Source organism: Halomonas sp. M4R1S46 (assembly GCF_025725685.1).
In the GTDB taxonomy this organism is placed as follows: Bacteria; Pseudomonadota; Gammaproteobacteria; order Pseudomonadales; family Halomonadaceae; genus Halomonas.
Genome location: NZ_CP107008.1, coordinates 2,761,753 through 2,783,172, shown reverse-complemented (window position 1 = coordinate 2,783,172; position 21,420 = coordinate 2,761,753). Strand labels below are relative to the sequence as shown.

General features: G+C 70.2%; 19 protein-coding genes and 2 riboswitches. Of the genes, 10 read left to right on the top strand and 9 right to left on the bottom strand.

All coding sequences use genetic code 11. The features are described from left to right. Positions 1-115: 115 nt before the first annotated feature. The 3 genes from OCT48_RS13045 (at position 116) to OCT48_RS13035 (ending at position 3,215) form a co-directional block, all read left to right on the top strand. The gene (locus tag OCT48_RS13045; protein WP_263589563.1) at positions 116-628 is read left to right on the top strand and encodes a porin family protein; all 513 of its coding nucleotides are present in this window, start codon (positions 116-118) and stop codon (positions 626-628) included. A gap of 461 nt (positions 629-1,089) precedes the next feature. Beyond that, positions 1,090-2,001 carry an HAD-IIB family hydrolase gene (locus OCT48_RS13040; protein ID WP_263589562.1) on the top strand — a complete coding sequence of 304 codons (912 nt, stop codon included), beginning with the start codon at positions 1,090-1,092 and terminating at the stop codon, positions 1,999-2,001. Next, positions 1,998-3,215 carry a glycosyl transferase gene (locus OCT48_RS13035; RefSeq protein WP_263589561.1) on the top strand — a complete coding sequence of 406 codons (1,218 nt, stop codon included), beginning with the start codon at positions 1,998-2,000 and terminating at the stop codon, positions 3,213-3,215. Before OCT48_RS13040 ends, OCT48_RS13035 begins: the two co-directional genes overlap by 4 nt. Here the strand turns inward: OCT48_RS13035 and OCT48_RS13030 are convergent. The 6 genes from OCT48_RS13030 to OCT48_RS13005 all read right to left on the bottom strand — a co-directional run bounded on the left by OCT48_RS13030 (position 3,212) and on the right by OCT48_RS13005 (position 10,236). Further along, complete coding sequence (locus OCT48_RS13030) at positions 3,212-5,044, bottom strand: alpha-amylase family glycosyl hydrolase (protein WP_263589560.1); 1,833 nt, start codon at positions 5,042-5,044, stop codon at positions 3,212-3,214. The two genes, OCT48_RS13035 and OCT48_RS13030, sit on opposite strands and share 4 nt — an antisense overlap. Before the next feature lie 99 nt (positions 5,045-5,143). After that, positions 5,144-7,033, bottom strand: coding sequence for a phosphomethylpyrimidine synthase ThiC (thiC, locus tag OCT48_RS13025; RefSeq protein ID WP_263589559.1), 1,890 nt, complete (start codon positions 7,031-7,033; stop codon positions 5,144-5,146). Between the two features lie 73 nt (positions 7,034-7,106). Continuing rightward, positions 7,107-7,246: riboswitch (TPP riboswitch) on the bottom strand. A 207-nt stretch (positions 7,247-7,453) separates the two neighbouring features. Then, positions 7,454-8,122, bottom strand: a complete 669-nt coding sequence (gene tenA, locus OCT48_RS13020) for a thiaminase II (protein ID WP_263589558.1) — start codon at positions 8,120-8,122, stop codon at positions 7,454-7,456. Positions 8,123-8,198: 76 nt separating this feature from the next. Continuing rightward, positions 8,199-8,360: riboswitch (TPP riboswitch) on the bottom strand. Positions 8,361-8,455: 95 nt separating this feature from the next. Continuing rightward, positions 8,456-9,385 (bottom strand): lysophospholipid acyltransferase family protein, encoded by a 930-nt coding sequence (locus OCT48_RS13015; protein WP_263589557.1) that lies wholly within the window; start codon positions 9,383-9,385, stop codon positions 8,456-8,458. Positions 9,386-9,389: 4 nt separating this feature from the next. After that, a complete protein-coding gene (locus tag OCT48_RS13010; protein ID WP_263589556.1) occupies positions 9,390-9,770 on the bottom strand; it encodes a DUF4870 family protein in 381 nt (126 codons plus the stop codon). A gap of 85 nt (positions 9,771-9,855) precedes the next feature. Further along, positions 9,856-10,236: a VOC family protein gene (locus tag OCT48_RS13005; RefSeq protein ID WP_263589555.1), complete on the bottom strand. Its 381-nt coding sequence runs from the start codon at positions 10,234-10,236 to the stop codon at positions 9,856-9,858. A gap of 40 nt (positions 10,237-10,276) precedes the next feature. Between OCT48_RS13005 and OCT48_RS13000 the strand changes: the two genes are divergently transcribed. The 5 genes from OCT48_RS13000 (at position 10,277) to OCT48_RS12980 (ending at position 16,288) form a co-directional block, all read left to right on the top strand. Further along, the gene (locus OCT48_RS13000; RefSeq protein ID WP_263589554.1) at positions 10,277-10,915 is read left to right on the top strand and encodes a class I SAM-dependent methyltransferase; all 639 of its coding nucleotides are present in this window, start codon (positions 10,277-10,279) and stop codon (positions 10,913-10,915) included. A 166-nt stretch (positions 10,916-11,081) separates the two neighbouring features. Further along, a complete protein-coding gene (locus OCT48_RS12995; protein ID WP_263589553.1) occupies positions 11,082-12,497 on the top strand; it encodes an MFS transporter in 1,416 nt (471 codons plus the stop codon). Between the two features lie 83 nt (positions 12,498-12,580). Next, positions 12,581-14,386 (top strand): acyl-CoA dehydrogenase, encoded by a 1,806-nt coding sequence (locus OCT48_RS12990; protein ID WP_263589552.1) that lies wholly within the window; start codon positions 12,581-12,583, stop codon positions 14,384-14,386. Positions 14,387-14,579: 193 nt separating this feature from the next. Next, a complete protein-coding gene (locus tag OCT48_RS12985; protein ID WP_263589551.1) occupies positions 14,580-15,428 on the top strand; it encodes a 3-hydroxyacyl-CoA dehydrogenase NAD-binding domain-containing protein in 849 nt (282 codons plus the stop codon). Between the two features lie 86 nt (positions 15,429-15,514). Then, on the top strand, positions 15,515-16,288 hold the full coding sequence (locus tag OCT48_RS12980) for an enoyl-CoA hydratase-related protein (RefSeq protein ID WP_263589550.1): 774 nt from the start codon (positions 15,515-15,517) through the stop codon (positions 16,286-16,288). 69 nt (positions 16,289-16,357) lie between these two features. On the opposite strand, the gene thpD is transcribed toward OCT48_RS12980, so the two are convergent. The 3 genes from thpD to OCT48_RS12965 form a co-directional block, all read right to left on the bottom strand. Beyond that, on the bottom strand, positions 16,358-17,308 hold the full coding sequence (gene thpD, locus OCT48_RS12975) for an ectoine hydroxylase (protein ID WP_263589549.1): 951 nt from the start codon (positions 17,306-17,308) through the stop codon (positions 16,358-16,360). A gap of 142 nt (positions 17,309-17,450) precedes the next feature. After that, a complete protein-coding gene (locus OCT48_RS12970; protein WP_263589548.1) occupies positions 17,451-18,209 on the bottom strand; it encodes a Mut7-C ubiquitin/RNAse domain-containing protein in 759 nt (252 codons plus the stop codon). A gap of 36 nt (positions 18,210-18,245) precedes the next feature. Beyond that, the gene (locus OCT48_RS12965; protein WP_263589547.1) at positions 18,246-19,160 is read right to left on the bottom strand and encodes a DMT family transporter; all 915 of its coding nucleotides are present in this window, start codon (positions 19,158-19,160) and stop codon (positions 18,246-18,248) included. A gap of 225 nt (positions 19,161-19,385) precedes the next feature. Between OCT48_RS12965 and OCT48_RS12960 the strand changes: the two genes are divergently transcribed. Beyond that, entirely contained in the window at positions 19,386-20,465 is a 1,080-nt protein-coding gene (locus OCT48_RS12960) for an NAD(P)-dependent alcohol dehydrogenase (RefSeq protein WP_263589546.1), read from the top strand. Positions 20,466-20,567: 102 nt separating this feature from the next. Further along, entirely contained in the window at positions 20,568-21,410 is an 843-nt protein-coding gene (locus OCT48_RS12955; RefSeq protein WP_263589545.1) for an MOSC domain-containing protein, read from the top strand. Positions 21,411-21,420: the final 10 nt, after the last annotated feature.

Below are 21,420 nucleotides of genomic sequence, written 5' to 3'. Positions count from 1 at the left end.
GGCGGCCATGCCGCGCTCCCCCTGACGTCGAGCAAGGCAGCATGGCGGGTTGCCCCACCTTGTACCAGACTGTCATAAACGCGGGGAAACATCGTTTCCCGACGGGAGGAGTATCATGAAGAGATTGGCGATTCCTGTGGTGTCCGCGGCCTGCCTGTTCGCCGCGACGGCCGTCCAGGCCCAGGGCGGGCCAATGATGTACCAGCCGAGCCCCTATGTCGGCGCCGATGCGATGTTCTGGGAGCTGGATCCCGAGGGCCGGGGCGGGGATTTCGACAGCACCGGACTGCGCCTGCGGGGCGGGGTGGCCTTCAATGACTACTTCGCCCTCGAGGGCCACCTGGGCACCGGCGGCTCCGATGGTCCGGTGGACCTCGACTACCTGGCCGGCGGCTACGCCAAGGGCATGCTGCCGGTTACGCCGCGGATCCGGATCTTCGGCCTGCTGGGGGCCACCGAGGTGGAGTTCGAGGGCAGCGACGATTCCGAGAGTGATCTCTCCTATGGCGGGGGGGCCAGCTACGCCGTGATGCCCAACCTCTCGGTGGACGCCGATTACATGCGCTATCTGGAGGAGTCGCGCTTCGACTTCGATGCGGTCAGCGTCGGGGCGACCTACCACTTCTGAGCGCGATTCGCATCACAGGGCGCACCAATACGACGCCCCCGCCGGTCACGGCGGGGGCGTCGCGCGTCGTGGCGGGGCAGGGCGGCAGGGCGCGAGACGCATCCTGCCCTCTTTTGGTGCGTATCCGGGCGCGAGGAGCCGCCTACACGGGCGGCGCGGCCCCGCCGCCACCTCCGACGCCCATCGGCAGGGGAGCTCAAGGCTATCGCAGTTGCCTGTAGCGGGGCGGTGGGCCGGGGGCAGACCTTAGAGGAGGTCCTACGCTAGGGATGGCGTCGGTAGCGCCCAGGGAGGGGTTCACAGCGCCTCCTCGGTGGTCCTGCACCCCGGTCCTGCCGTCGCTCACCCCCTAGCGTTGCTGCTCTCTGCGATACCCTGCGGGGGGCTGCCGGGGGCTTGCGGCCGACCTGGCACGTGCCGTGCAAGGCATTGCCCGTAACCGGGACACACAAGGTGATGCCATGCCCTGCGACTGGATGTTCCCCGGTGATGCGCCGTCCTCGCGACTGCTCTTCACCGATCTCGACGGCTCCCTGCTCGACCACCAGAGCTACGACTGGTCGCCGGCCGCCCCCTGGCTGGAGCGCCTGGCGATGCTCGGGGTGCCGGTCATCCCGGTGACCAGCAAGACCCGCAGCGAGCTGCTGCCCCTGCGCCAGACGCTGGGGCTGACGGCATCGCCCTTCGTCGCCGAGAACGGGGCGGTGGTCGGCCTGCCCCCCGCCTGGTGCCATGCCCGGCTGGAACGCATCCCGGGGCCCGACGGCCTGGTGATTCGCACGCTCGGGGTCGATATCGGCTTCATCCGCCAGCGCCTGGCGGTGTGGCGGGAGCGGCTGGGCATACGCTTCACGGCGATGAGCGAGATGGCGCTCGACGCGCTGGTCGCCTTCACCGGCCTGGGCGAGCAAGAGGCGCGCCTGGCCAGGATGCGCGAGGGCAGCGAGCCCTTGACCTGGGAGGACAGCGACGAACGCCTGGCCGCGTTCCGCGAGGGGCTGGCCGGCGACGGCCTGCGCCTGGTGCGGGGCGGGCGCTTCTGGCATGTCACCGGGGAGGCCGACAAGGGCAGTGCCGTGAGCTGGCTGGTGGCGCGCCTCGAGGCGCTGCGCGGCGTGCATCCCCTGACCCTGGGGCTGGGCGACGGCCCCAACGATATCACCATGCTCGAGGCGGTGGACCAGGCGGTGGTGATCCGGGGCTGCCACGGCCTCGAGGTCGCCCCGCGGCAGCCGGCGCTGTATCGCAGCCGGGCCAGTGGCCCCGCCGGCTGGGCCGAGGGGGTGGACCACTGGTGGGGGCGAGCGAGGTGCCGGGCGCGGCCGGCGCTGACGCCCGCGGATCCGTCGACCCAGGGGAGGGGCCTGGCATGAGCGACTTCCATCAGAACGGCATCATCACCGACTTCCACAACCTCACCCGCCGCCCCCTGGACGCCCTCGAGGCCGACCTGGTGCAGTTTTCCCGGCGGCGGCCCATGAGCCTGATCCTGCCCTCGCTGTTCTCCGAGCTGGAGGGACCGGCGCTGGCCAACATCGTCGAGGAGCTCGCCCGGGTGCCCTACCTCTCGGAGGTGGTGATCGGGCTCGACCGGGCCGACCGGGAGCAGTTCCTGCACGCCCGGCGCTTCTTCTCCCGGCTGCCCCAGCACCATCGTATCCTGTGGAACGACGGACCGGGGCTGCGCGCCCTGGATGCCGAGCTGGAGGCCCAGGGGCTGGCGCCCCAGCAGCCGGGCAAGGGGCGCAACGTCTGGTACTGTGCCGGCTACGTGCAGGCCTCACACCGCAGCGAGGTGGTGGCGCTGCACGACTGCGACGTCCTCACCTACGACCGCAGCCTGCTGGCGCGGCTCTTCTACCCGGTGGCGCATCCCTACTTCAACTACGAGTTCTGCAAGGGCTACTACCCGCGCATCGCCGACGGCCGGCTCAACGGCCGGGTGTCGCGGCTGATGGTCACCCCCCTGCTGCGGGCCCTCAAGCAGATCCACGGCCCGCTGCCCTACCTGGAGTACCTGGACAGCTACCGCTATCCGCTGTCCGGGGAGTTCGCCATGCGCAGCGAGGTGCTGGACGGCATCCGCATTCCCGCCGACTGGGGGCTGGAGATCGGGGTGCTCTCCGAGGTGCACCGCAACTATTCCACCAAGCGCCTCTGCCAGGTGGATCTCGCCGATGCCTACGACCACAAGCACCAGCCGGTCTCCGAGCAGGACGCCTCCGCCGGGCTCAACCGCATGAGCCTCGACATCGCCAAGGCGCTCTACCGCAAGCTGGCCACCCAGGGCGTGACCTTCAGCGCCGAGGGCTTCCGCACCCTCAAGGCCACCTACTACCGGCTGGCGCTGGACCTGATCGAGGCCTACGACCACGATGCGGTGATGAACGGCCTGAGCCTGGATCGCCACGGCGAGGAGCAGGCGGTGGAGCTGTTCGCCACCAACCTGCTGGAGGCCGGCAGCGTCTTCCTCGACAACCCCGGCGAGCGGCCCTTCATCCCCAGCTGGAACCGTGTCCGCGCCGCCATTCCCGACCTGCCGGCGCGCATGGCCGACGTCGTCGAGCAAGACAATACCGGCCGCTAGTCGAGCGGCCGGTTGACCAGCCACAAGGCGCCGTAGGGCGGCAGGCTGTCCACCGGCACCCAGGGCGCCTCCTCCAGCAGATCGTGCCAGGCCTCGCCGGCCAGGGCGTCCAGGGGCAATGGCTGGGGCGTGTCGGTGATGTTGTGCATCGCCAGCAGGCGCCGGCCGTCGTCCAGGGGCCCCCGCTCGAAGACCAGCAGCGACGGCGGCGTCTCCCACACGCGCTGGGGGGCGTCGGGATGGAAACAGGGTTCGCGGCGGCGGGCCTGCAGCAGGCGCGTCAGGGCCGCGAAGACATCGCGAGTCGGGGTGCTGGGGCTGTCGAGCAGCAGGGCGAGCTCCTCGCGCTGCCAGCGGCGGCGATTGATGGAGCGCAGCCGCCCGCTGCGCTCCACGCCCTCCAGGTCGTTCAGGGTCCCGGTCAGCACGTGCAGGTAGAGCGCGGGGATGCCCCGCAGGCCCAGCATCAGCTGCTGGCTGCACAGGAAGCGCGGCACCTGCCAGGGATCCGGGCCGCGGCGCGTGCCCTTCATGGCATCGAACCAGGTGATGTTGATCTCGTAGGGACTGTCCTGGCCGTCGTCCCGGGTGCGCATGCTGACGAAGCCCCCGAAGCGGTGCATCAGCTCGAGCAGCGCCTCGATCTCGTGGGGCGGCAGCCAGCCCTCCAGGGGGCGCACGCCGATGCCGTCGTGGCTGGCGGTGAAGTTGAGGAAGCCGCAGCCCGGCGGCAGCGCCGGCAGGCCCTTCAGCCAGGCGGCCAGGGTGCCCGCCTCGCCGCTGGTCAGGGTGTGCAGCAGCAGCGGCGGCAGGGGGAACTGGTAGACCAGATGCGCCTCGTCGGGCGTCGCCGGCTCTGGGCTGGCCTCGTCGAGCCACTCGAGCCCCCCGCCCGAAAGACGTTCCAGACCGAAGTAGTCGAGGTTCTCCGGGTGGGGGACGTTGGTCTCGGTGAGGATCAGCGTCCCCGGGGCCACATGGTCGACGATGGCCCGCAGCAGACGCACCACCTCGTGGGTCTGGGGGAGATGGATGCAGGAGGTGCCGACCTCCTTCCACAGGTAGGCGATGGCGTCCAGGCGGATCACCCGGGCCCCCTGGGACAGGTAGAAGAGCAGGATGCCCACGAACTCCAGCAACACGTCCGGGTTGGCGAAGTTCAGGTCGATCTGGTCCTCGGAGAAGGTCGCCCACAGGTGTCGGGGGCCGCGCCGGGTAGGCACCTTGACCAGCAGCGGCGAGTTGCGCGGGCGCACCACCGCGGAGAGGTCGGTGTCCGGCGCCATCTCGATGAAGTAGTCGCGGCCCGGCTGGCTGCCGGCGAGGTAGTCGACGAACCACAGCGATTCCCGCGAGACATGGTTGAGCACCAGGTCGACCATCAGGTCGAAGCGCTCGGCCAGGCGGCGTACCTGGTGCCAGTCGCCGAGGGCCGGGTCGACCTCCCGGTAGTGGATGACCGAGAAGCCGTCGTCGCTGCTCCAGGGAAAGAACGGCAGCAGGTGGACCCCGCTGAAGGTATCGGCGAGGCGGCTCGCGAGGAAGTCGTCGAGCACGTCGAGGGGCGCGCCCTCGCCGTCGACCAGGCTGTCGCCGTAGGTGATCAGCCACTGGTCGCGCTCGCTCCACAGCGGGCGGGCCTCGGGCGTCTTGGCTTCGGCGGATTCCCCCACGGGGTGCAGCGATGGGGCCTGGTGCGCCAGGAGGGTGAGCAGGCGGCGCAGCACCTCATCGGCGCGTGGGCCGTAGAGATGGCTCAGGTGACGGTGGGCCCGCTCGCGGAAGCGGGCGGGGTCGAGCGGGGTCGAGCGCGAGGAGGCATGGGGCATGGGGGCTACCGCCGTGTGATCCACTTTCCCTGACCATGCAGGGGACGTGCCAGTGGCCGCACGGCGGTACCGGCGGCGGGAGGGCCCCGCCGCCGCGCCTCACACCTCCTTGTACAGCTCGGCGCCGGTCTGGCGGAACTTCTCGGCCTGCTCCTCCATTCCCTGCATCACGGCCGCCTGGTCACCCTCGAGGCCCCTGTCCCGAGCATAGTCGCGGACCTCCTGGCTGATCTTCATCGAGCAGAACTTCGGCCCGCACATGGAGCAGAAGTGCGCCACCTTGGCGGAGTCCTTGGGCAGGGTCTCGTCGTGGTACTCCCGGGCGGTGTCCGGGTCGAGGCCCAGGTTGAACTGGTCCTCCCAGCGGAACTCGAAGCGCGCCTTGGACAGCGCGTTGTCACGCCTTTGCGCTGCAGGATGCCCCTTGGCCAGGTCGGCGGCGTGGGCGGCGATCTTGTAGGTGATGATGCCGGTCTTGACGTCGTCCTTGTTGGGCAGGCCCAGGTGCTCCTTGGGCGTCACGTAGCAGAGCATGGCGCAGCCGTACCAGCCGATCATCGCCGCGCCGATGCCGGAGGTGATGTGGTCATAGCCGGGCGCGATGTCGGTGGTCAGCGGCCCGAGGGTGTAGAAGGGCGCCTCGTCGCACTCGGCGAGCTGCTTGTCCATGTTCTCCTTGATCAGGTGCATGGGCACGTGACCGGGCCCCTCGATCATCACCTGGACGTCGTGCTGCCAGGCGATACGGGTCAGCTCGCCCAGGGTTTCCAGCTCGGCGAACTGGGCCTCGTCGTTGGCGTCCGCCACCGAGCCCGGGCGCAGGCCGTCGCCCAGCGAGAAGGCGACATCATAGCGCTTGCAGATCTCGCAGATTTCCTCGAAGTGGGTGTAGAGGAAGCTCTCCTGGTGGTGGTAGAGGCACCACTTGGCCATGATCGAGCCGCCCCGGGAGACGATGCCGGTGACCCGCTTGGCGGTCAGCGGCACATAGCGCAGCAGCACGCCGGCATGGATGGTGAAGTAGTCCACGCCCTGCTCGGCCTGCTCGATCAGGGTGTCGCGGAACACCTCCCAGGTCAGGTCCTCGGCCACGCCGCCCACCTTCTCCAGCGCCTGGTAGATGGGCACAGTGCCGATCGGCACCGGGGCGTTGCGGATGATCCATTCCCGGGTCTCGTGGATGTTGGCCCCGGTGGAGAGGTCCATGATGGTGTCCGAGCCCCAGCGGATGCCCCAGGTCATCTTGTCGACCTCGTCCTCGATGGAGGAGGTCACCGCCGAGTTGCCGAGGTTGCCGTTGATCTTCACCAGGAAGTTGCGGCCGATGATCATCGGCTCGGATTCCGGGTGGTTGATGTTGCTGGGGATGATGGCGCGGCCGGCGGCCACCTCGTCGCGCACGAACTCCGGGGTGATCTCCTCGGGGAGTCGGGCGCCGAAGCCCTGGCCCGCATGCTGGTGGCCGAGGATGCGCTCGACCTCCTCGGTGCCGAGCGCCTGGCGGCGCTGGTTTTCCCGAATGGCGATGAATTCCATCTCCGGGGTGACGATGCCCTGGCGGGCATAGTGCAGCTGGGTGACGTTGTGCCCTTCCCTGGCGCGGCGCGGGGTGCGGGTCAGGTCGAAGCGCAGCGGGGCGAGCATGGGGTCGTTGGCGCGGCGGCGGCCGTACTCGGAGGTGGGGCCGTCGAGCAGCTCGGTGTCGCCGCGCTCCTCGATCCAGCCGCGGCGCAGCTCGGGCAGGCCGCGGCGCAGGTCGATCTCGGCCTCGGGGTCCGTGTAGGGGCCGGAGGTGTCATAGACCAGCAGCGGCGGGTTGGCCTCGTCGGCGCCGGAGGTGCGGGTCGGCGACAGGGCGATCTCGCGGAAAGGCACGCGGATGTCGGGGCGCGAGCCCTCGACGTAGCGCTTGCGCGAGCCGGGCAGGGCCTGGATGGCGGCCTCGTCGACGCGGGCGCTCTCGGCGAGGAAGTGATCGGTCTTGGCCATGGGAGTCTCCTTGGGGTCCATCACGGTTGTGGTTGTATCGGGAGGAGACGTAGGCGGGGCGTCGTCCGGCGGGGCCGGGGCGTCGCTTGATCCCTACGCTGGTACCCTCCCCGTGGTCAGGGAATTAGCCAGTTCAGGTTCAACGGGATCCATGCTCGGGCGCCTCGCGCCGCATGATCTCAGCCGTCATCAACGGCACCCCGTCAAGCGTTGTGGTGCCCGCCATCGCCGGCGGGCGGAGTCATCGTGGCTACATGCTTGCCTCGGTCTCGGGGCTGATCCGTCGACAGGTCTGCGAGGGGGCGCTGTGAACCCCTCCCTGGGCGCTACCGACGCCATCCATGGCGTAGGACCCCCTCTTAGACCTGTCGCCGGCGCCCCGTACGTCGTGGCAGCCGCGACGGTCTTGCTCGGCAGTGGTTAGTCCGCGCGATCCAGGCCCATCTGCCAGAAATCGATCTCGAGCCGCGTGGCATCGCGGAAGATGGTCGCCAGGCGCGCGAAGCGCTCCGGCGTGACCTCGGCCAGCCGGGCGTCGAGCCAGGCCCGCTCGTCGTGCATGGCGGCCTGGAAGGCGTCGCCCTCGTACATGGCGATCCAGGCATCATAGGGGTTGGCCGCACCGCGCATCGTGGAGGCCTGGGCGTTCAGCCAGTTCGCGATCTCGCCGTAGCCGATCAGGCAGGGGGCGAGCGCCACGTGCAGGTCGAGCAGGTCGCCGCGGCTGCCGGTGTCGAGCACGTAGCGGGTATAGGCGAGGGTGGCCCGGGCCTCGGGCAGCCGGGCCAGGTCGTCCTCGGTGATGCCCCACTCGCGGCAGTAGCCGACATGCAGGTCGAGCTCCACGTCGAGGATGGTCTTCAGGCCCTCGAAGGCGTGGCGCAGCTCGGCCAGGGTCTGGCTCTTGTAGGCGGCCAGGGCATAGGCCCGGGAGAAATGCACCAGGAACAGGTAGTCCTGTTCCAGGTAGTGGCGGAAGGCGTCCTCGTCGAGCCGGCCGGCGCCCAGCGCGCGGACGAAGTCGTGCTCGATATAGGCGCGCCAGTCCTGCTGGCAGGCATCGGTCAGGTCGCTGAAGCGGTAGCCCATCTTGCCTCCGGTGCGGTCGGGATCCGGGGGCGAGCGAAGCGGAAGACGGGAGGAGGGCCGGACGGAAAGGGGCGTGCCGGGCCCACCGCCTGATTCCCTACGCCGGTTCACGTGCGGGCCTGCGCCACGCACCCACCCGGATCAGGTTCCACGGGATCGGCGCTGGGTTCTCTCGATCGCTCTCGAAGTCGAACCTGCGCCATCTCAGCCGGTTCCACCGGCACCCCGTCAAGCGAGTAGGGCCAGTCTAGCAGCTTGGATCGGCATTACCAGCCCCGGCAGGACAGCGGTCCCGTCGGGGCCGGTGGGCGGGAGCCTATGAGGCGGCTGGCCTCAGTAGAGGCGGAAGCGCTTCCAGTCGGCGCGTCCCGCCTCGCGCTCGGGGACCTTGCGATAGCGCTTGTATTCCCACTGGTACTGGGCCGGGTCCAGGGCGATGGCCGCCTCCACGCTGGCGTTGACGCCGGCGGCGGAGCTCGCCTCGTCGGCATCGTAGACCCGGGCGTCGGCGGCCAGGAAGTGCAGGGCGAAGCCGCGCCCGGGCAGGCGCCGGGCGACGCCGGTGACCACCCGGGCCTCGGTGCGCGCGACCAGCTTGGGCAGCAGGGTGGCGGTGTAGGCCGGGCGACCGAAGAAGGGTGCGAAGACCCCGCTGCCCCAGTCCGGCTCCTGGTCCGGGAGGATGCCCACCGCCTCGCAACGCTTGAGCGCCTTGAGCAGGGCCGCCACGCCACGGGGGTTGGTGGGCACCAGGCGAGCCCCCTGGCGCTCGCGGCCCTGGCGGGTCACCGGGTCCAGGGCGGCGAGCTTGGGTGGCTCGTACATGGCGGTGAAGGGGAAGTGGCTCGACAGCCAGAAGTTGAGGATCTCCCAGTTGCCGAAATGCGGGGCCAGCACGATCACCCCGCGGCCCTCGGCGCGGGCCTCGTCGAGCAGCTCGCGGCCATGGACCTCGAGGATCGAGGCCGCCACCCGCGACGGGTCGCCCATCCAGGCGAAGCCCAGCTCGAGCATGGTGGCGCTGGAGTGGGTCAGGCTGTCCCGGGCCAGGCGACGTCGTTCGGCCTCGCCAAGCGTGGGGTAGGCCTGGGCCAGGTTGACCCGGGTGACCCGTCGCTCCCGGGAGCTGACGGCCTGGACGAGGGGGCCGGCGAGGCGGGCCAGTCGCCACAACGGGGCCGGCCGCCAGGCGGACAGCCAGCGCCACAGGGTGGCGACGGCGCGGGCCTGGTGGCGGCCGGCGTTGGTCTGCGCTGCTGCCATGGCCTCAGACCAGCCAGGTGTCCGGGTTGTCCGGTGCGCGCTTCTCCTGCAGGCCCTTGAAGCCCTTGACGCAGCGGATGATCAGCCACACGGCCAGGGCGATCAGCAGCGGGAAGCCGATCACGATCAGGGTGAGCAGGGCGGCGACGGCCCCGTAGAGCAGGCCGATCCAGAAGGTGCGGATCTGGTAGCGGTAGTGCTCGTCCAGCCAGTCCGGGCCCTTGCCGCGGTAGACGTAGGCGATCACCACGCCCACCAGGGAGGTGAAGCCCACCACGAAGCTGGCCAGGTAGAGGGCATAGACCACCATGGCCAGGGTGGTGTCGGGCGGCGGGTGGGACTCGGCGACCACGGGATCGCGATGGGCGGTCTGGTTCTCGTTCATCGGTCGTCCTTGAGGGTGATGGAGCGGGACAGCGGCTCGCCACATGATACCCGCTGAGGGCCATGATGCCACCGAGGCGGCCGGGTCAGCGCAGGGGGCGACTGATCTCCAGCAGGTTGCCGTCCGGGTCGCGCAGGTAGAGGGACTCGAGCTCGCCATTGGCGCCCTGGCGGATCACCGGGCCCAGCTCCACCTCGACGGACAGGGCCTCCAGGTGCCGGCGGAACTCGTCGAGGGGCAGCTGGCTGCGCAGGCACAGGTCCAGGCTGCCCGGCGTCGGCGTGGCGGCCCGCGGCTGGATGTCGGTGGCGGTCCAGTGCAGGCGCAGGGCCATGTCGCCCAGCATCAGGTCGACGCGTTCCTGGTCCCGGTAGCGCACGTCGAGGCCCAGTACCCGAGTGTAGAAGTCCACGGCGCGGGATATGTCGGTCACGGTGATGACCAAATGGTCCAGACCTGACAGCATGCATGTCTCCTTGGAAGAGTGATCTGGTTCAGAGAATACGATGATGCCGTCCTGTCCGCTATGTGCATCCCCCGAGACCGCCCCCTACCATCGCGATGCGCGGCGCGACTACCGGGCCTGCCGGGAATGCGCGCTGGTCTTCGTGCCCGCCCACCAGCGCCTGGCGCCGGCCGACGAGAAGGCGGTCTACGACCGGCACCAGAACTCCCCGGACGATGCCGGCTATCGACGCTTCCTGTCGCGGCTCTTCGACCCCCTGGTCGCCCGGCTGGCCCCCGGGGCCCGGGGGCTCGATTTCGGGGCCGGCCCCGGGCCCACCCTCTCGGTGATGTTCGAGGAGGCCGGCCATCCCATGGCCATCTACGATCCCTTCTACGCGCCGGATACCCGGGTGCTGGAGCGGACGTACGACTTCATCACCGCCACCGAGGTGGTCGAGCACCTCTTCGCCCCCGGCCGCGAACTCGAGCGGCTGGTCGAGCGCCTGGCCCCGGGGGGCTGGCTGGGCCTGATGACCAAGCGGGTCAGCACGCCCGAGGCCTTCGCCGGTTGGCACTACATCCTCGACCCCACCCATGTGTGCTTCTTCAGCGAGGCCACCTTCACCTGGCTCGCCGGGCGCCTCGACATGCGCGTGCACTTTCCCGCCAACGACGTCGTATTGCTGCAGCGTAGGTGACCGCTTCCCTTTCGATAACGTGCCGTGATCGAAAGGGAAAAACCTCGCTCCGGCGGGGCGCGGGGGATTGGCGGCGACCGGCGCCGGGCGTATATTCGGGCCCAGATCCTCTCCTTGCGCGGCTGCGGCGGCGCCCGTCATACCGTCCGTCTCGAGGCTTCCGCTCATGTCCCGGCAGTTGCTGCTCATGGCCCTGGCTCCCCTGCTGGGGCTGTTCATTCTGGGGATCGGCAATGGCTTTCTGGCCACCTTGATCACCCTGCGCCTCGACGCCGCCGGCGAATCGCCGGTGGTGATCGGCTGGGTATCGTCCGCCTACTTCATCGGCCTGGCGCTGGGCGCGATGCTCAACGACCGCCTGCTGCTGGCGATCGGCCATATCCGTGCCTACGGCAGCTTCGCCTCGCTGGTGGCGGTCACGGTGCTGCTGCAGGGCCTGTTCTTCGAGCCCGTCGCCTGGTTCGTGCTGCGCCTGATCGGCGGCTGGGCCACGGTGGGCGTCTTCCTGGTCATCGAGAGTTGGCTGCTGGCCGCCGGCGACGCCCAGGTGCGGGGGCGGCTGCTGGCGCTGTACATGATCGCCATCTATGCCGCCGGGGTACTGGGCCAGCTGTTGCTGGGCGTCACCCAGTCCATGGGACCCACGGCGCCCTTCATGGTGATCGGCCTGCTCGCCTCGCTGTCGGTGCTGCCGATGGCCATGATCCCGCGGGTCACCCCGCTGCTCGAGAAGGCCGAGCCGCTCTCGCCGCTGCGCCTGATCACCCTGACGCCCACCGGCGTGATGGGCAGCTTCGGCTCGGGACTGGCCGTGGCGGCGGTCTACACCCTGCTGCCGCTCTACCTGCAGCGGGTCGGCTTCGCGGTCGACCGGGTCGGCCAGCTGATGGCGGTGATGGTGCTCGGCGCCATGCTGTTGCAGTACCCGGTGGGGCGCTGGTCGGACCGCCATGACCGCCAGATGGTACTGATCCTGATCGGCGCCTTCTGCGCCCTGATCTCCGCCGGCATCCTCTGGCTGCCGTTGCCGCCCTGGGGGCTGGCCGCGCTGCTGTTCCTGCTCGGTGGCGGGGTCTTCTCCCTGTACCCGGTCTCGGTCGGCCACGCCGCCGACCGCGCCCCGGCCGGTGCCCTGGTGCGCATGAGCCAGGGCCTGCTGCTGATCAACGCCATCGGCTCGACCCTGAGCCCGCCGATCATCACCCCGGTGATGGCGGTAGTCGGCGATGCCGGCCTGTTCTGGTCGCTCGGCGCCCTGGGCCTGATCCTGGTCGGCTTCTTCGGCTGGCGGCGCAGCGTGCGGCCGGCACCGGTGCCGGTGGCGCCGTTCTCGCCCACCACGCCGCTGAGTGCCGCGGGGGCCGAGCTGTCGGTGACCGAGGCGTGGAGGCAGGGGGCCCTGGAGCACGAGCACGTGGAAGACCTGTCCGGGGCCGTGCCCGACGTGGAGGTGGCCGAACCCCTGGTGGGACCGCCGCCGCCCGACGAGGCGCATATCGTCTACTACGCTGACGACGGGACGACCCCGTCCGAGGCTGAGGCGTCGGGGCAGAGGGACATGGCCGGCGCCACGCGGTCGTGAGACGGGCATGCGACCTAGGCCCAATGGTTAGCGGGAAGTAGTAAATCTACTATCGCCGGTATCATTTTTCCTGAGGTGCCGTCATGACCCCCTTCGCCGCTCCCGTTCGCGACGTCCGCTTCGTGCTCGAGGAACTCCTCGAGCACGACTCGCTATCGCTGCCCGGCTTCGAGGAGACCACCCCCGAGCTGGTCGAGGCGGTGCTGGAGGAGGCCGCCCGGCTCGCCGGCGCGGTCTGGGCGCCCCTCAATGCCGGCGGCGACCGCCAGGGCTGCCGCCGGCGCGAGGACGGTGGTGTCGAGGTGCCGGATGGCTTCGCCGAGGCCTATCGCGCCTACGCCGAGGGCGGCTGGAACGGCATCGGGGTCGCCGAGGCGCTGGGCGGCCAGGGCCTGCCCGAGGTGGTGGCCAGCGCCGTGCAGGAGATGCTGCATGGCGCCAACATGGCGCTGGGCCTGTGCCCCATGCTCACCGCCGGCGCCATCGAGGCCCTGGCCCATCACGGCAGCGCGGCACAGCAGGCCCGCTACCTGGCGCCGCTGGTCGAGGGCCGCTGGACCGGTACCATGAACCTCACCGAGCCCCAGGCGGGGTCGGATCTCTCCCGGGTGCGCACCCGGGCGGTGCCCTGCCCGGATGCCGAGGGCGACCACTACCGCCTCACCGGCCAGAAGATCTTTATCACCTGGGGCGAGCACGACTGCGCCGAGAACATCCTGCACCTGGTGCTGGCGAGGACCCCGGACGCCCCCCAGGGCAACCGGGGCCTCTCGCTGTTCCTGGTGCCCAAGTTCCTGGTCAACGACGACGGCTCCCTCGGCGAGCGCAACGACGTGACCTGCACCTCTCTCGAGCACAAGCTCGGCATCCACGGCTCGCCGACCTGCACGCTGAGCTTCGGCGAGCAGGGCGGCGCCATCGGCTACCGGATCGGCGAGCCCGGCCGCGGCCTGAATCACATGTTCACCATGATGAACGAGGCCCGCCACAAGGTCGGCCTCCAGGGCATCGGCGTGGCCGAGCGGGCCTGCCAGCAGGCCCTGGCCCATGCCCTGGAGCGCACCCAGGGGCGCCGTCCCGCGTCCCGCGGCGGCCAGGAATGCGCGATCGCCGAGCACCTCGACGTCAAGCGCATGCTGCTCTCCATGCGGGCCCGCACCGATGCCCTGCGCGCCCTGGCGCTGACCTGCGCCGCCCAGATGGACGTGGCGCGCCATGCCGAGGACGCCGAGGCGCGCCATGCCGCCCAGGCCCGGGTCGACGTGCTGATCCCGGTGGTCAAGGCCTTCTCCACCGACCAGGCCGTGGACATCGCCTCCCTGGGGCTGCAGGTCCATGGTGGCATGGGCTATGTGGAGGAGACCGGGGCCGCCCAGCTGCTGCGCGATGCCCGCATCGCGCCCATCTACGAGGGCACCAATGGCATCCAGGCCCTGGACCTGGCCGGGCGCAAGCTGACCCGGGACGGTGGCGCCGCCCTCGACGGCCTGATCGACGAGGTGGAGGCCACCGCCAGGGCGCTGTCCATCAGCGAGGACCTGCACTACCTCGGCGAGAGCCTGGCCGCCGGCGCCACCGACCTGCGCCTGGCCGCGTCGCTGGTGCTGGAGCAGAGCCACGACCCCGACCTCGGCCCGGATGCCGTCCAGGCCCATGCCACGCCCTTCCTGACGCTGACCGGGCATGTGCTCTGCGCCTGGCAGATGGGCCGCGCCGCCCTCAAGGCCGAAGCCGCCCTGGCCGAGGGCAGCTCCGACCCCTTCTATCGCGCCAAGCTGGCCAGCGCCGACTTCGCGCTGCGTCACTGGCTGCCCCTCGGCCGCGCCCAGCTGGCGGGGATCGAGGCCGGCATGGCGCGCCTGGCCGACCTCGACCCGGCCAGTTTCTGAGCCCCGCTCGCCGGCCCCTGGCCGGCGGTCCTTCCGTCTCGCGCCGTCCCGAGCGAAGGCGGAGAACTTCAATGAGCCGCCCAAGACGTCCATCGGCAAGATCCACAAGTTCGTGCTGCGCGAGGAGGCGCGCAACCGGTAACCTGCAGGACGCGACACACGGTTCCTTACCCCCGAACAGGAGAGTGCAGCAATGAGCCAACAACCGATCGGCGTGGTCGGCGCCGGGACCATGGGGCATGGCATCGCCCAGGTGCTGGTCACCAGCGGCTTCCCGGTCCAGCTCTACGACGTGGCCGACGCCCAGCTCGAGCGTGCCCGGGGCGCCATCGACAAGGGCCTGGGCAAGCTGGTGGCCAAGGACAAGCTGGCCGAGGCCGACAAGGACACCGCCCTGGGTCGCCTCGCCACCAGCACGACGCTGGATGCCCTGGCCGACTGCGAGGTGATCATCGAGGCGGCCCCGGAGCAGCCAGCGCTCAAGGAGAAGCTGTTCCGCGATCTCAGCCACCTGACCGGCGACGCCATCCTCGCCTCCAACACCTCCTCGCTGTCGCTGACCCGCCTCGCCGCCGTCTGCGAGCGCCCCGAGCGGGTGGTGGGCATGCACTTCTTCAACCCGGTCCCGGTGCTGAAGCTCGTCGAGGTGATCCGCGCCGAGCAGACCTCGGATGCGACCGTGGCGCGCATCGGGCGGCTTGCCGAGGCGCTGGGCAAGACCGCCGTACCGGTGGGCGACTCCCCGGGGTTCGCGGTCAACCGCCTGCTGGTACCGATGATCAACGAGGCGGCCTTCCTGGTGCAGGAGGGGGCGGCCACTCCCGAGGCCGTGGACGAGGCCATGAAGCTCGGCGCCGCCCATCCCCTGGGGCCGCTGGCCCTGGCCGACCTGATCGGCCTCGATGTCTGCCTGGCGATCATGGAGGTGCTGCAGGACGGCTTCGGCGACCCCAAGTACCGGCCCTGCCCGCTGCTCAAGCGCATGGTCGATGCCGGCTACCTGGGTCGCAAGAGCGGCCGCGGTTTCCATACCTATTCGTGAGGCCGACAAAAGGCGGGATTGCCGACCAACCAAGCGTTCGCTAGGGTGAGGCGGTAGCCCGTCCCCCCACCAGCCGAGGAGGCCCCATGAGCGAGCAACTGATCGAGATGCAGGACAACGCCGGCGTCGTGCGCCTGACCATCAACCGTCCCAAGGCGCTCAATGCCCTGAACAGCGAGGTGATCGCCGGACTCGAGACGGTCCTGGTCGAGCTGGAGGCCCGCGACGACCTGCGGGCCGTGCTGATCACCGGCGCCGGGGAGAAATCCTTCGTCGCCGGCGCCGACATCGCCGAGATGAAGGACAAGACCCCGGAGCAGGCGCGGGCCTTCGCCGGCCAGGCCCTGCGCACCATCAAGCGCCTGGAGACCCTGCCGGTGCCGGTGGTGGCCCTGGTCAACGGCTTCTGCCTGGGGGGGGGCTGCGAGCTGGCCCTGGCCTGCGACTGGGCGGTGGCCAGCGACAACGCCGTCTTCGGCCAGCCCGAGGCGCTGCTCGGGGTGATCCCGGGCTTCGGTGGCACCCAGCGCCTGCCGCGCCGGGTCGGTCCGGCCATGGCCCTGGATCTGGTCACCACCGGCCGCAAGATCGATGCCCATGAGGCGCTGCGCATCGGCCTGGTCAACCGGGTGATGCCCCAGGCCGAGCTCGAGGACTACGCGGGGGAGCTGACCAGGCAACTGGGCGGCAACGGCCCGCAGGCGGTGCGTGGGGCCAAGCAGGCGGTGCACGACGGCATGGACCAGGACCTCGACAGCGCCCTGGCGCTGGAGACCAGCCTGTTCGCGCTGTGCTTCGCCGGCGAGGAGCAGAAGGAGGGCATGGCCGCCTTCGTCGAGAAGCGCCAGCCGAACTTCTGAGCCGGCCCCGCCCTCGACAGTCTACCGGCCGTGGCGAAGACGCCACGGCCGGCCACGTTCCGGCCCGGCTCATTGCAGGGGGGCGACCCCCTGACCCGCCAGTTCGGGGAAGGCGTCGTGCATGGTCAGCGCCGCGGTGTTCTCCCGGGCCCCCAGAAATTCGGGGCGGCGCATGGGGGCGGCGAAGGGCTCCTCCAGGGGGTTGTCCACGCTGTTGTAGACGAAGAACAGGTTGGAGCGCGGCCAGGGCGACATGTTCTCGTTCGAGGCATGCAGGGTGTTGCACTCGAACAGCAGCAGCGAGCCGGCTGGCCCCTTGGGCGCCTGGATGCCGCCATGCTCGGCCAGCCGGGCCAGCGCCTGCCGGTCCGGCACGCCGATCTTCTGGGCCTTCAGGGATTCCTTCCAGTTCATCGCCGGGGTCTCCCCCACACAGGGCACGAAGTGGCGGTGGGAGCCGGGGATCAGCATCAGCGGCCCGTTGAACTCGTTGTTCTCGGTGAGCATCAAGGAGGCGCTCACCGCGCGCATCTGCGGCATGCCGTCCTCGGCATGCCAGGTCTCGAAGTCGGAGTGCCAGTCGAACCCGCTGCCCTGGAAGCCGAACTTGTCGTTGATGCGGGATTGATGGATATAGACCTCGCTGCCGAGCAGCTGGCGCACCATGCCGAGGATGCGCGGGTCCCGGGTCAGGCGGTCGAAGCGCGCGGAGAGCTCGTGCATGCCGAACACCGAACGGATGGCGCCGCTATGGGGGTCCTGGATGACCTGCTCGGAGTCCATCAGGGCGTCGTCGCGGGCCATCTGGCGCAGTTCCTCGAAGAAGGGCTCGGTGATGTCCCGGGAAAAGAAGCCGTTGAACCACAGGAAGCCGTCGCGCTCGTAGCGCGACAGGGCCACCTCGTCGAGGGGCCCTTCCCAGCGCCGCTGGTTGCGGGAGTGGACCACGGGCTCGTTCCGAGGGAAGGCCGCAGCATGGTCCTCGAGGCGGGTGGGGTAGCGGTCCTGGCGATCACGCATCTGCTCTACCTCCTGGCTTGGCGGGGCAAGCCTTGATGCGATGGGGGCAAAGCAAGCTGACGATCCTCCTGGCGAGCCCCCATCGGGTGACGGATGTCCGGGCTCGGTCCCTGAGAGACGGGGCTGTTATCTACTGTGGTGGTCAGGGGGCGGGCATTTCAAGGCGTTGCCTGAGCCGATCGACCAGGGCCTCCATGTGGGCCACGTGACTGCCGTGCCAGTAGACCTGGCCACAGCCCTGGCACTGCAGGAAGTCGTCCACGTAGCGTCGGGTCAGCGGCTCGAGGTGGTGGTCGACGGCGGCCTTGTCCACGCTCGCGAGCCGTCCGTTGCAGCGCGTGCAGCGGGTGAAGGGCGCCAGTTCGCCGAGCAGCGAGAAGGCGCGGGCGACCTCCTCGAGCTGGATGAAGGGATCGTCGGCGCGCACGAAACGGCCGAGCGCGACGCGCTTGCGCTTGAGCAGGTTGCGATCCCGGGTCAGCAGGATGCGCCCCTCCCGCTCGGCTCGGGCGGCGAGCTCGGCGTCGCCGGCCCGGTGATGATAGCGGCAGTCGAAGCCCAGCAGGCGCAGGTAGCGGGCCAGGCGCCCCAGGTGGACGTCGAGCAGGAAGCGCAGGGGATGGGGCAAGGGCGGACGAAGTCGGCGTGGGGCACGCCCCGGCACGGCCGCGCCGGCGGGATAGACGTCCACCCGGTCGCCGTCCCGCAGGCGGTGGTCGAAGCCCACCGAGGCGCCGTCCACCAGGATGACGTTCACCTCGGGGTGGGGCACGCCCAGGGCCTCGATGGCATCCTTGATGGCGGCCTGGCGATCGAAGGGGTAGGCGAAGCGGCGCTCCCGCCGCTCCGGCGGCAGGAAATCGTTCAGCTCGGCATGGAAGCGGAAGCGGGCGATGGCCATGGCGTGGCCCCGGTGGCCAGCGGAGACGACACGGCTTCAGTCTAGGGGCTCGCCGCCGGGAGGCTCAATGCGGCGCGGCGCAGGACGACGCAGCCGGATCATGCGGGTGGCGATGGCCGTGCCGGTCAGGGTGATGGCCATGCCGGCGAGGACCTGCAGGCTCAGGGTCTCGTCGAGCAGCAGGTAGCCCCACAGCAGGGCGCTGACCGGCACCAGGAAGGTGACGGTGGAGGTGGCGGTGGCCCCGGCGCTGGCGATTAATCCGAAATAGAGCAGGAAGGCCACGGTGGTGCTGAAGACTGCCAGCGCCAGGCCGTTGCCCCAGCCCAGCGCGCTGATGGGGGCCTCGGGCCACAGCCACAGGCCGGGCAGCAGCAGGATCAGCGCCGACATGGCACAGCTGCCGGCGGCCAGCACCCGCACCGGCAGGTGGGTCAGGTAGGTCTTCGAGAAGTTGGTGGCGATGCCGTAGCAGAGGGTGGCGCCCAGCACGGCGAGGATGAACCAGCCATCGCCGCCCAGGGCGAAGTCCAGCCGGTCGGCGGAGAGCACATAGACGCCGAGGAAGGCCAGGGCCAGGCCCAGGTACTGGCGGCGCGGCACCGGCGTGGCGAAGAACAGCGCCCCCAGCAGGGCGGTGAACAGCGGCGTGGTGGCGTTGATCAGCGAGGTGAAGCCGGCCTCGAGCCGCGTGGTGGCGAGCGCCAGCAGCGAGAAGGGCAGCACATGGTTGACCAGGCCGAGCACCATCAGCTTGCCCCTGTTTTCCCACACCTGGCGCAGGTAGTGCCGCCCCAGCAGCAGGGGCAGCATCAGCAGTGCGCCCACGCCCATGCGTACCAGGATCAAGGGCACCGGACCGAACTCGGGCACCGCCACGCGCATGAAGATGAACGACATCCCCCACAGCGAGGAGAGCAGGATCAGGCGAAGGGTATCGGCCGGGGACATGCGGGGTCCTTGATCGAGGATCGGGTGGGGCGGCGATGCATAGGCAGGGTAGGCGTTTCCCTCGTCCGCGGGAAGGACCGGTCGTCGGCCACGGTGCGGCATGGGCACGAGAGCGCTGACGTCTCCGTCGTGGCGAAGCTCCAGCGCCAAGCTTGATGCAGGGCAATTGTCATGGCCGCCGACTATGGTGTGATGAACTTACCAGCCCTGAACGAGGACTCGCCCATGCCCGCCATGATGAAAGCCGCCATCTTCGTCGAGCCCGGCCGCATCGAGATCGACGACAAGCCGGTTCCCGAGATCGGTCCCGACGACGCCCTGATGCGCGTGACCACTACCACCATCTGCGGCACCGACGTGCATATCCTCAAGGGCGAGTACCCGGTCGAGAAGGGACTGACCATCGGCCACGAGCCGGTGGGCGTGATCGAGAAGCTCGGCGCCAACGTCAAGGGCTACGAGGAGGGCCAGCGGGTGATCGCCGGCGCCATCTGCCCGAGCTTCACCTCCTATGCCTGCCAGGACGGTTGCAGTGCCCAGGACGGTGGCCACCACGGCCATGGCTACAAGCCCATGGGCGGCTGGCGGTTCGGCAACACCATCGACGGCGCCCAGGCCGAGTACCTGCGCGTGCCCGATGCCCAGGCCAACCTCGGCCCGGTGCCCGACGGCCTCACCGACGAGCAGGTGCTGATGTGCCCCGACATCATGTCGACCGGCTTCGCCGGGGCGGAGTCGGCCGATATCCGCATCGGCGACACGGTGGCGGTATTCGCCCAGGGCCCCATCGGGCTGTGCGCCACCGCCGGGGCCCGGCTGCGCGGCGCCGGGCTGATCATCGCCGTGGACGGCGTGGACGAGCGCCTGGCCATGGCGCGCCAGCTGGGAGCCGACGTGGTGCTCGACTATCGCCGGGTGGACGTGGTCGACGAAATCCTGCGGCTCACCGGCGGCCGCGGCGTGGATGCCTCCATCGAGGCGCTGGGCCTGCAGGTCACCTTCGAGAACGCCCTGCGCGTGCTCAAGCCCGGCGGCACGCTCTCCAGCCTCGGCGTCTACGCCGAGGACCTGACCATCCCGCTGGCTGCCTTCAGCGCCGGTCTCGGCGACAATCGCATCGTCACCTCGCTGTGTCCCGGCGGCAAGGAGCGCATGCGCCGGCTGATGCAGATCCTCGGTGGTGGCCGGCTCGACCTGAGGCCGCTGGTGACTCACCGCTACGGGCTGGAACAGATCGTCGAGGCCTACGACCTCTTCGCCCACCAGCGCGACGGGGTGCTCAAGGTGGCCATCCGCAACGGCTGAGCGTCTGCGGCGGCGCTGCCCTGCAGGACGCGCCCGCGGCCAGGGGCAAGGCGCCGCCGGGCTTGGTAGAGTGGGCCTTCCACCATCGCCAGGGAGGCACGGATGCGCATCACCCAGCTCAATATCTATCCGGTCAAGTCGCTGCGGGGGATTGCCCTCGAGACGGCGACGCTCACCCGCCGCGGGCTCGCCTTCGACCGCCACTGGATGCTCGTCGACGACGACCATCGCTTCGTCACCCAGCGCGAGCTGCCGGCCATGGCGGGCGTGACCGTGCGGCTGACCGACGAGGCGCTGGTGCTGGAACACCCCCGGGTCGCGCCCCTGATCGTCCCCCTGGCGCGGACGGGGCAGCCGCGGTGCACCGTGCGCATCTGGAAGGACACCTGCGAATCCCTGGACGAGGGCGCTGCCGCGGCCGACTGGCTCGCCGAGGCGCTGGGCCGCGGCCTGCGGCTGGTCCGCTTCCCCGACGACTCTCGCCGCGAGGTGGAGGCGGGCTATCTCAGGGTCGAGCGTGGCGAGCGGGCCGATACCGCCTTCCCGGACGGTTACCCCTTCCTGGTGGCCAGCGAGGCCTCGCTTTCGGCACTGAACGAGCGGCTCGCGTCCCAGGGCCTCGCGCCGGTGCCCATGAGCCGTTTCCGGCCCAATGTGGTGGTGGAGGGCACCACGCCCTTCGCCGAGGGGCTATGGGACGCGCTCGAGGCCGGCGACGCGGGCTATCGGTTGGGCCTGCGCAAGCCCTGCAAGCGCTGCAAGATCATCACCCAGGACCAGCGCACCGGCGAGGCGCCGGTGCCCAAGGAGCCCCTCCGCACGCTGGTGGCGATGGACACCCAGCCGGGCTGGCGGGGCGCCTATTTCGGCCAGAATGCCATCCTGCTCGACGGCGGGGGCCGGACGATCGCCGTCGGCGATCGTCTGACGGTTCACCGGCGTTGAGCCCCCGGGG